The organism is uncultured Methanobrevibacter sp., from assembly GCF_937906425.1.
In the GTDB taxonomy this organism is placed as follows: Archaea; Methanobacteriota; Methanobacteria; order Methanobacteriales; family Methanobacteriaceae; genus Methanobrevibacter.
Window position 1 is genome coordinate 1 of record NZ_CALCYR010000019.1, and the last position, 8,517, is coordinate 8,517.

7 protein-coding genes are annotated in these 8,517 nt (G+C 33.1%); 3 read left to right on the forward strand and 4 right to left on the reverse strand.

The window, feature by feature from the left end; translation table 11 throughout:
* Nucleotides 1–1,135 precede the first annotated feature (1,135 nt).
* From Q0138_RS09315 to Q0138_RS00780, 3 genes are all read left to right on the forward strand, one after another.
* On the forward strand, nt 1,136–2,482 hold the full coding sequence (locus Q0138_RS09315) for an MATE family efflux transporter (protein ID WP_346662259.1): 1,347 nt from the start codon (nt 1,136–1,138) through the stop codon (nt 2,480–2,482).
* 110 nt (nt 2,483–2,592) lie between these two features.
* Nucleotides 2,593–2,907: a TIGR04076 family protein gene (locus Q0138_RS00775; protein WP_297979571.1), complete on the forward strand. Its 315-nt coding sequence runs from the start codon at nt 2,593–2,595 to the stop codon at nt 2,905–2,907.
* A 210-nt stretch (nt 2,908–3,117) separates the two neighbouring features.
* The gene (locus Q0138_RS00780) at nt 3,118–4,398 is read left to right on the forward strand and encodes a DUF4143 domain-containing protein (RefSeq protein ID WP_297979573.1); all 1,281 of its coding nucleotides are present in this window, start codon (nt 3,118–3,120) and stop codon (nt 4,396–4,398) included.
* 174 nt (nt 4,399–4,572) lie between these two features.
* Here Q0138_RS00780 and trpA read toward each other — a convergent pair whose 3' ends face one another.
* The 4 genes from trpA to trpC all read right to left on the reverse strand — a co-directional run bounded on the left by trpA (nt 4,573) and on the right by trpC (nt 8,383).
* Entirely contained in the window at nt 4,573–5,355 is a 783-nt protein-coding gene (trpA, locus tag Q0138_RS00785) for a tryptophan synthase subunit alpha (RefSeq protein WP_297979577.1), read from the reverse strand.
* A 19-nt stretch (nt 5,356–5,374) separates the two neighbouring features.
* Complete coding sequence (gene trpB / locus Q0138_RS00790) at nt 5,375–6,559, reverse strand: tryptophan synthase subunit beta (RefSeq protein WP_297979580.1); 1,185 nt, start codon at nt 6,557–6,559, stop codon at nt 5,375–5,377.
* Between the two features lie 235 nt (nt 6,560–6,794).
* Nucleotides 6,795–7,472, reverse strand: a complete 678-nt coding sequence (locus Q0138_RS00795) for a phosphoribosylanthranilate isomerase (protein ID WP_297979583.1) — start codon at nt 7,470–7,472, stop codon at nt 6,795–6,797.
* A gap of 122 nt (nt 7,473–7,594) precedes the next feature.
* Nucleotides 7,595–8,383, reverse strand: coding sequence for an indole-3-glycerol phosphate synthase TrpC (gene trpC, locus Q0138_RS00800; RefSeq protein WP_297979588.1), 789 nt, complete (start codon nt 8,381–8,383; stop codon nt 7,595–7,597).
* Between the last annotated feature and the right edge of the window lie 134 nt (nt 8,384–8,517).

An 8,517-nucleotide genomic window follows, 5' to 3' on the forward strand; every position in this document is an offset into this window, starting at 1 on the left:
AAATAATAAAATCTTAGAACTTTATATAAATGAAGGAAATAAAAATAAAATAATTCAATTAAATAATAAAAGAAAAATAATTTCTGATGAAAAATTAGGAATTAGATTAATCTTAATAGAAGATAAAGATAATATAAATGAAGATAAAAATTATTTAGAATTAGATGATAATTTATTTAAAGATAATTACGATTATAGAAATAAATCTATATATATTTTATATTATCCAAATAAAAATAATGCTTCTATTTCATATGGTAAGAAGTATGAAATGCCTACTGCTAATGATGTTAATATTACTAATCAAAGTCAGTTTAGTGCATATTTCTCATTGTTTGCTAAAGCTGATGATATAGAAGATATCTATGGATTAGATAATAAATATTATCATGCACTTGTTACTGATTATATACTACCTGTTGGTACACAAATTACTATGATTGATTATGGTGTTGATGATACTAATCCAAACTTCTATTATTATACTGTTGATCAAACTTCATTCAATAGAGCTACTGCTGAGTTAGCAACAGATAATCAAGTATCCTATAAACTGAGTGATTTTATTAAGATGGGTAGTACTAGTACTGATAATAAGTATAATGATCAAGCAGCTAATGCGATATATTATGATGATAGTCATGGCCGAACGATTGAAGAGTTTATGTTTATCTTTGATTTTAAGGAAACTAATCAATCTGGTACTCATGAAGATAATCATATCTTATTTGAACTTCGTAATACTGAAGATAGATCTATGCTTACTGTACTAGGTATTCGTCAAGAACTAATGGTTTATAATTTATATGATAGTGGTAATACTGTTCTTAAAGGTATTTTAAATAATTTTGATGGTTATTTATATCAAAATAGGGCCAATACATTTAATTATGTTACTAGTGTTGGATATCAAGAAAATGAAAGTCGTTCAAGTATTATTGATACTAACTATGAAAGTAGTCCAATGGGTATAAATGTATCATTAATTGATGCTTCAGGTGAACAAGTAAGTTCAAGTTTATTAACAGGTACTACTATTAAGATAGATAATAAATATTACTTTGCTGATAGTGATGGAGTATGGCGTATTAATTTATCTGGAAAAGTTTCTAACTTAAATAAAAATGTTGAATTGATGAGAGGCAAACCAGAAACTGCCGTAAAGAAGCTGGCTATTCCAATCATGATATCAATGCTTCTAACAGCTTCATACAATATCATAGATGGAATATGGGTAGCTGGACTTGGACAGGCAGCAATAGCTGGAATAGGATTTGTAACTCCAATATTCATGATATTGAATGGAGCAAGTGTAGGACTTGGAAATGGTGCAACAAGCAGTATAAGCCGTTGTGTAGGAGCAAAGGATCATGAGGGAGCAAACAAATCAGCAGCTCATGCACTTCTTATTTTACTTATCGCCTCAATAATATTAACAATAGTTCTTCTTCTCATACAGGAACCATTGCTTAGAAGCTATGGTGCAAGCGGACAATCATTGGCTGAAGGAATAAAATACGGAACCCCCTTATTCTTAGGATTGTTTGCATTCATGTTTGGAAATGGTGGAAGCGGAATCCTTCGTGGAGAGGGAGATATGAAAAGGGCAATGTATGCAATGATAGTTTCAGTTGCCTTAAACACCCTTCTAGACCCAATCTTCATTTACATTCTCGGACTTGGTTCAGCTGGAGCATCCCTGGCAACAATCGTCAGTTCAATCGGAGCAGCCTCAGTCATTCTCTATTGGATTTTAATCAAAAAGGACACCTATGTAAAGGTGGACTTGAAAAACTTCAAATACGATTCAAAAATAGCCAGAGACATCCTTAAGGTCGGAATTCCTGCATCAATGGACATGTTGATGATGTCAATTGCAGTAAGCTTCTATCTGATCTTCATTTCATCAATTGGAGGAGAGTTTGGAATTGCCGCTTTCACATCAGGTCAAAGGTTATACCTCTTTGCAATCATGCCCCTTACAGCTATCGGCAGTGCAGTAGCTGCAGTTAGCGGAAGTGCATTTGGAGCAAGAAACGGAGATTACCTTTCAAGATCACATCTTTATGGAGTAAAATTTGGAATTGCATTCGGAACAGCAGTTACAATCATTCTTGTAGCATTTGCACCACAACTTTCAATGCTTTTTGCATACACTGAAGACACTGCAGCATTAGTTCCGGCAATTACGCAATTCCTTCAAATAGCTTGTTTATGTCTTCCTTTAACAGGAGCTGGAATGGCTTCAAGTTTCCTATATCAAGGAGTTGGAAAGGGAACTACAAGCCTTGCATGGACAATAATCAGGGAAATACTATTTACTGTAGCTGCAACCTACATACTTGGAATCGGATTGAATTGGGGACTTATTGGAATTTGGATAGGTTTAGCAACAGGCAGAATCCTTGCAAGTATTTTAAACTTCATATATGCAAGATACACAATCAAGAAGATTAGACAAGACTTGGACACATCAGTTTGAGATAATAGAAAATCTAAATTAAAATTCTGTCAAATTGGAATCAGACAGAGTATAAAAAATTAAAACGAATAATTCAAAAAACAGTTTAAGAATTTAATTTAGGTGAAAATATGAAAAAGGTAAAAATCACCGTTATTAGAAAAGTCAGACATGATGACTTGATAGAAAAGTATGAAAACCCATTAGAACATGAATGTACTGTGGAAGAGGGGGAAGTCTATATTGCAAATGGATGGGAAAAGCCTGAAAACTTCTGTGACAGTGCATGGGAAACAATTTCCCCCTTTGTTATGGCATTATCACATGGAGCAGAAGATCTCTATGACGGTTGGATGAAAAATAAAAAATCAGCCATGATTTCCTGCAATGACGGATTTAGACCAGTAAGCTTTTTACTTGAAACCCTAAAGGAAGAAGCAGAATAATTAAAATAAAAAGGTGCATAAATTAAAAAATTAATAAAAAAGAAGCAGTATAATAAAATAAAAAAGTCCAAAAAAGTAAAATAAAAATAAGAAAAATAGTAAAATAAAAAAGTGCAAAATAGTAAAATATAAAAGTGCAAAAAAGTAAAATAAAAATAAGAAAAATAGTAAAATAAAAAAGTGCAAAAAAGTAAAACATATAGGGATATCATGATTGACAATTATATGCCTCGCATAATAGATGAAGAAATAGAAAAATACTTAAATTTTATAGGTGCAATACTTATCGTAGGCCCCAAATGGTGTGGAAAAACAACAACCGGGGAAAAACATGCAAAAAGCGTGTTAAAACTTCAAGATGTAGACAACCATGAATCCTATATGATGTGGGCAGACATTAAGCCCTCCAAATTACTTGAAGGAGACAAACCAAGACTGATAGATGAATGGCAAATGGCTCCTGTTCTTTGGGATGCAGTAAGAAACAGTGTCGATGCATCAGCAGGATACGGATTATACATATTAACAGGCTCAACAGTAGTTGATGAATCAAAAATTATGCATTCAGGTACCGGCAGAATCCATAGATTATTAATGAAACCTATGAGCTTATATGAAAGTGGAGAATCAAATGGCAAAATTTCAATAATGGACTTATTTAACAAAAAGGAATTAAACATAGATGGAATTGAAAGTGATTTGGATATGGACAATCTTATATTTGCAGCATGTCGTGGAGGTTGGCCGGATGCAGTTAATCAAAAAAGCGATGAGGGAAAACTGTTAATAGCATATAATTATCTGGACAATATCTGTCAAAGTGAGATATCAAATGTGGATGGAATAAAAAGAAATCCTGATAGAGTAAGAACCTTATTGAAATCCATTTCCAGAAACAATTCAACATTAGCAAAGGATTCCACAATAATTGCAGACATAAATGCAAATTTTAAAGATATAAGTAAACCTACATATTACTCCTATATCGATGCTTTAAAAAGACTATTTGTAATTGAGGACATTGGCGGTTGGTCCCCAAATATCAAATCAAAAACATCTATGAGAACTGGGAATAAAAAAGTATTTATTGACCCTTCAATAGCTGTTGCTGCATTAGATTTAGCACCAGAAGCATTTAATAGTGCTGATGGATTAAAAACCTTTGGTTTTATATTTGAAAACCTGTGTATAAGAGATTTAAGCATATATACAAACAACCATGGCGGCAAAATCTCATATTATCATGACAAAAATGACTTGGAAATCGATTGTGTTGTTCATTTAAGAGATGGAAGATATGGTTTAATAGAATGTAAATTAGGAAGTTCTGAAATAGAAAAAGGAGCTAAAAACTTATTAAGAATTAATTCATTAATTGAAAAAAAAGAGGAAGTTAGAAATCCAAGCTTTTTAGCCATACTTACCGGAGGAAAATTTGCATACACAAGAAAAGATGGAATTAAGGTCATCCCAATAGCTTGTTTAAAATAGAAATAAAATTACTATAAAAAATAAAGAAAAAATAAAGAAAAAATAAGAAAAAATAAGAAAAAATAGAAAAAAATAGAAAAAAATAGAAAAAAATAGAAATAAAATTACTATAAAAAATAAAGAAAAAAGAAAAAATAGAAAATAAATTACTATTAAAAATAATAAAAAGTGCTATTAGGAAATAGCATCTTTCATGGATTTAACATAATTTACAAGAGGCTCTCTTGCATTTTCTCCATGTTCACCAATAATATTAACTATTGCACTTCCTACAATAACACCATCTGCTATTTTTGCAATGTTTTTGGCCTGTTCTGGAGTATTGATACCGAAACCTACTGCAGCAGGAACATCAGTAACTTCCTTAATATCAGACAAAATGGATTCTAAATCAGTTCTAATCTCACTTCTCATTCCAGTAACTCCCATTGAAGAAACAACATATATAAATCCACTTGCATCACCTGCAATCATCTGAATTCTTTCCTTTGAAGTAGGTGCAATCAAGCTAATGACATCTACATCATTTCCATTTGCATATTCAAGAATCTCATCCTTTTCATCATATGGCAAATCAGGGGAGATTATTCCGCAAACATTCAGTTCATTACATCTTTTAAAGAACTTTTCATAACCGTAATAGAATACTGGATTGATATAGGTTAAAAATACTAAAGGAACATCGGAAACTTCACGAACACGACTTATAGCCTCAAAAACATCATCAGTATTTGTACCATTTGACAATGCTCTTAGGTTTGCCTCCTGGATGACCGGACCTTCAGCTACAGGATCTGAAAATGGAATGCCGATTTCAACCAAGTCACATCCTGCCTCTTCCATTGCCAAAATGTATTCGACAGTCTTGTCAATTGTAGGGTCTCCTGCAGTTAAAAATCCGATGAAAGCCTTACCATTCTCAAATGCATCAGCAATTTTTATTTTCCTATCACTCATTCAAACACATCTCCTACAATCATTCGTATAATTCAACACCCTTATAACGGGCAATGGCTGCCACATCCTTATCTCCACGGCCGGAAACTGTAATTACAATAATGTCATCCTTATCCATATCCCCTGCAATTCTTAAGGCATGTGCTATTGCATGGGATGATTCAATAGCTGGAATTATTCCCTCTGTTCTTGAAAGGTATTCAAATGCCTCAACAGCCTCATCATCTGTTGCTGAAACATACTCTGCCCTTCCAATATCATGCAAGTGAGCATGTTCAGGACCGATTCCAGGATAGTCAAGACCTGCAGAGATTGAATAGACAGGAGCAATCTGACCGTAATTTCCCTGACAGAAATAGGATTTCATTCCATGGAAGATTCCAAGTTCACCCTTTGAAATGGTTGCTGCATGATATTCTGTGTCAATTCCCTTACCTGCAGCCTCAACACCAACAAGATGGACCTCTTCATCATCGAGGAAATTATAGAATGAACCCATCGCATTACTTCCACCACCAACACAGGCAATGACCATATCAGGCAATTTTCCTTCAAGTTCCATTAACTGTTCCTTGATTTCAGCACTTATTACAGCCTGGAAATCACGGACTATTGTTGGAAATGGATGGGGACCCATTGTGGAACCGATTACATAATGAGTGTCATCAACACGTGAAACCCATTCCCTAAATGCCTCATTAACTGCATCCTTAAGGACCTTGGAACCAGATGTAACTGTATGAACCTTTGCACCAAGAAGTTCCATGCGGAAAACGTTTAATGCCTGACGCTTAGTATCCTCTTCACCCATAAAGACCTCACATTCCATATCAAGAAGTGCAGCTGCAGTAGCTGTAGCCACTCCATGCTGACCTGCACCTGTTTCTGCAATTACACGGGTTTTTCCCATCTTCTTTGCAAGCAAACATTGACCAAGAACATTATTGATTTTGTGAGCTCCTGTATGGTTTAAATCCTCACGCTTCAGATAGATTTTTGCTCCGCCAAGGTCTTCAGTCATTCTTTTAGCATAATACAAACGGGAAGGCCTTCCTGCATACTCGTCCAAAAGGGCATTCAATTCATTAAGAAAATCAGGGTCTTCCTTAAAATGATTATATTGCTTTTCCAAATTTAAAAGTTCATTCATCAAGGTCTCTGAAATGTATTGACCTCCATGAATTCCGAATCTCCCTCTACTCATATAATCTCTCCACAATTAAAATAAAACACTTTTTCTTAAATTAAAATGATTTTTTAAATTAGAATATTTATTTAAATTAAAAATAAATCTAAATTAAATATTTTCTTAAATTATAATTTCAATATTTATGAAAAATGTACAAAAATAGTACATTAATGAGATAAATTAATCATAAAAATAATTTCTTATTTAATCTATATAATTCATTTAATATAACCATTGGCAATAATTCAAATCAATCATTAAATTCCCTTAGAATTTCTGAAACTTCCCCAATCAAACTTTCGTCCTTGAAGCCATTGATTTCAACACCGCTGCTTAAATCAACTGCAAATGGATTAAACTCCTCCATTGCCAATTTAAGGTTATTGCTGTTTAAACCTCCTGCCAAAAAGTATGGTTTCTTGAATATCTCATCAACTCCCTCAATCAATGTCCAGTTGAAGGTCTTGCCGGAGCCCTTTCCACTGTCCAACAATAGATAATCTGAAGCTGAAGCAGACAATTCAATTAATTTATTCCTTACAGATGAAATCCTTTCATCCTCTCCAATGGAATCATCAAAATCATCCCTAATCTCAACTGCATTGATTACAGGAATTTCACGCCCAGTTTCCTCTTTTGAGAGTGCCTTAAGCTTTTTAATATATTCCTCATCCTCATCACCATGAAGCTGAGCAATGCCTATTATATTCTCCTTAAAAAGATCAAGGATAAAATCAATTTCTTCGTTTACAAAAACACCCACAGGAGATATTTCATCATTTAAAAGGGAAGACAAATGAGAAGCCTCTTCCTTTGTAACTTTACGCGGACTTTCTGCAAATACAAATCCTATAAAATCAGGGCTGTACCTGTTTACCATATCTATATCCTCTTCCCGTCTAAGCCCACATATCTTAAGTTTAACCATAAAAATCACTTAAACTAACAAAACTACTCCACAAAAAACAAAATACAACTAAAAATCACTTAAATAAACAAAACTACTCCACAAAAAATAAAATACAACTAAAAATCACATTAAACCAAAAACTACTCTCTTCCATCAAGATAATTGATCATTTTAGCCTTATCCTCACTTTTCATAAAGAATTCACCAATCAAAACAGCATCTACATTGTTTTCCTTCAAGAGATCAATGTCTTCCTTGGTCTTGACTCCACTTTCAGATACAAAAATAACATCATCCGGAACTTCCTTTCTAAGATTTATTGCATTGGAAAAATCAACTGTAAAATCCTTTAGATTTCTATTGTTTACACCAATTATCCTTGCTCCAGATTCAATGGCTGTTTTAACTTCATCCTCATCATGAGCCTCAACAAGGGCAGACAAGCCAAGAGAATGAGCCAAATCAAGATAGGACTTAAGGGTTTTACTATCCAAAATGGAACAGATAAGAAGTATTGCGCTTGCACCGATTGTCTTTGCCTCATAAATCATGTATTCATCCACTACAAAATCCTTTCTAAGAATAGGAATCTCAACAGTTGAGAAAACATTTTTCACATATTGATTATTTCCCTTAAAAAAGAAAGGTTCTGTAAGAATGGAAATAGCTGAAGCCCCTCCAGATTCATATTCCCTTGCAATGCGAATCTCATCAAAACCATCCTCAAGTACAATGTCTCCCTTTGAAGGAGAAGCCTTTTTAATTTCACAAATATATGACATTCCATCTTTTTTCAATGCCTTTTCAAAGGGAAAATCATTATTAATCTCACAGGAAAGAGCCTTTTTCTTAATTTCTTCAAGCGAGCTTTCTTTTTTTAAATCTTCAACCCTTTCTCTGGTTTTTTCAGTAATCTTATCAAGAATCATTTTATCACAAATAAACTCAAATAATAAAAATTAATCTTATCAATAACAATTATCACAAAAAATAAACTCAAATAATAAAAATTAATCTTATCAATAACAATTATCACAAAAAATAAACTCAAATAATAAAAATT